1 protein-coding gene is annotated in these 2,026 nt (G+C 43.6%); it reads left to right on the top strand.

The window, feature by feature from the left end; translation table 11 throughout:
• The first annotated feature begins 149 nt into the window (after nt 1-149).
• Complete coding sequence (locus T472_RS04145) at nt 150-1,934, top strand: IS1634 family transposase (RefSeq protein ID WP_023388629.1); 1,785 nt, start codon at nt 150-152, stop codon at nt 1,932-1,934.
• Nucleotides 1,935-2,026: the final 92 nt, after the last annotated feature.

Here is a 2,026-nt window from a genome sequence, read left to right as displayed (position 1 = left end):
TATAGATCCATCAGGAAAATTTAAATACAAGTTCATGTGACCCGGGAAGTAGTTATACGAATGCTTTCCGGTTTTTTTAATGCCAATTTTTTTAATATTATTATGTTATGCTTGGTTATGCTTTGTAATTAGTAGAGGGGGTGTTTTCCATGATCAAGCGTGACAAGCAAAAGGCCAGAGATGGTCAAGTGAAAACCTATATTCGTGTCGTAGAGGGCTATCGCCCTGCGCCTGATCAACCACCCAAGCAACGGACGATAAAAAGTTTCGGATATCTGGAAGACCAGGCCGATCCAATAGCTTTTATGCGAATGGTCGAGGCTTTCGATGCAAATCCGGAAAATCGCGAACACCCTTCATCTGTAAAGATGTATACAGGAGAAAACATTATTCAGAACTACGGATACAAATTTCTTGAAGCTGTTTACCAGGATCTTGGAATATCCGAATTCATCAGTTCCTATCTCGAGAAAAAAAGATTTCGCGGAGACTACTCAATTGAGGAGATATTTAAGTATCTTGTAATCAACCGCATGCTCAACCCTGATTCTAATCGAGCCAGCGTGCAGCGGCAGAACGCTTTCTACGGATGGAAGCCTGAACTTGAACTGCCTGATGTCTATCGTGCCATGGACTATATGTCTGACTTCAGCACGGCTTTGCAACTTCATCTGGATAAGAGCATAAAGACAATGATAGGACGTGACCTCAAGTATGCATTCTATGATGTGACTAACTATTTTTTTGAGATAGACTTCCCGGATGCTGATGGAGAATTGCGCAAGCGTGGGGTTTCCAAAGAACATAGGGTGGATCCAATAGTTCAGATGGGATTGTTCATAGACAACAATGGACTTCCGGTAAGCATGTCCTTGTTTCCTGGGAATACCAGCGACACCAAGACTCTGCAGCCTGTGATGAAAGAACTTAAGAAGGAGTACAAGCTGGAGAAACTTATAGTAGTAGCTGACAAAGGGCTCAACTCATCGGCAAACATTGACTACATCTGCCAGAATGGTGATGGATATGTGGTTTCGCAGGTTCTCAGGGGTACGAAAGGAAAGCGGTACCACGAAGTAATGTTTGACGAGTCTGGGTATGTATCGAACAAGGATGGCACCTATAAGTACAAGCTTTTCACTGAGACCTATACAGGGCTCAACAAGGACAAAGGCAAGGAGACAAGGCAAAGGCAAACTCTGATCTACTGGAGTAAGGCAGAAGCTGATATGTCGAAAAGGAAACGGGAAGAGAAACTGTCACTGGCAGATAGAGCCAGCCGAAACAACGCTTACGGAATCAAAAAAGGTGTCCAGGAATATACCAAGGAAATCCTTGTGGACAAGGAGTCTGGAGAGATCCTTGACAACACAAGGAAGATAAGTGCCGTAGACTATGAGAAGGCTGAAAAGGATGCAATGTTCGATGGATACTTCTGTCTGATAACCAGCGAAATGGACTACGATGCATCGAAGATACGAGAAGTATACTCGGGACTTTGGAAAATCGAAGAATCCTTTAGGATACTTAAATCTGAACTCGATGCACGGCCGGTGCATGTCAGCACTAAGAAGCACATACAAGCTCATTTCCTGATATGCTTCGTAGCACTGCTGATTTTGAGGATGACCCAGCACGCTATGGGCAAGGAGGCGCTATCTTCAGAGAGAATAGTCAGAGCCCTTAACGCAGCCAACTGTAAGGTCAAGCGAGGAGGCTACGTGGATTGTGACGATGTTGGCGGAAGCATGGCATTCGTGAAAAGAAAAAACAAGAAGGGTGAACTAGTGGATACGCTAGTGTTTTCACCACAAGATGAGATTGCACAAGACTACAAGCTGATACAAAAGACATTCGGCACAGACTTCTATGAGGTTGAATCCAAGCAAGAGGCATTCACCAGGTTCATCAAAAAGATAAGATATATTGTTTAAGCACTACAGCCAATAAACATGCAATTAATACTAAAACCCTTGCGGCCGTGTGGGTCTCAAGGGTTTGTCTATTGTTAACTGTAAAAGTCAGG

Source organism: Youngiibacter fragilis 232.1, from assembly GCF_000495435.3.
In the GTDB taxonomy this organism is placed as follows: domain Bacteria; phylum Bacillota; class Clostridia; order Clostridiales; family Clostridiaceae; genus Youngiibacter; species Youngiibacter fragilis.
Note: the sequence above shows the minus strand (reverse complement) of the source record. Positions and strands in the feature narration are given on the sequence as shown.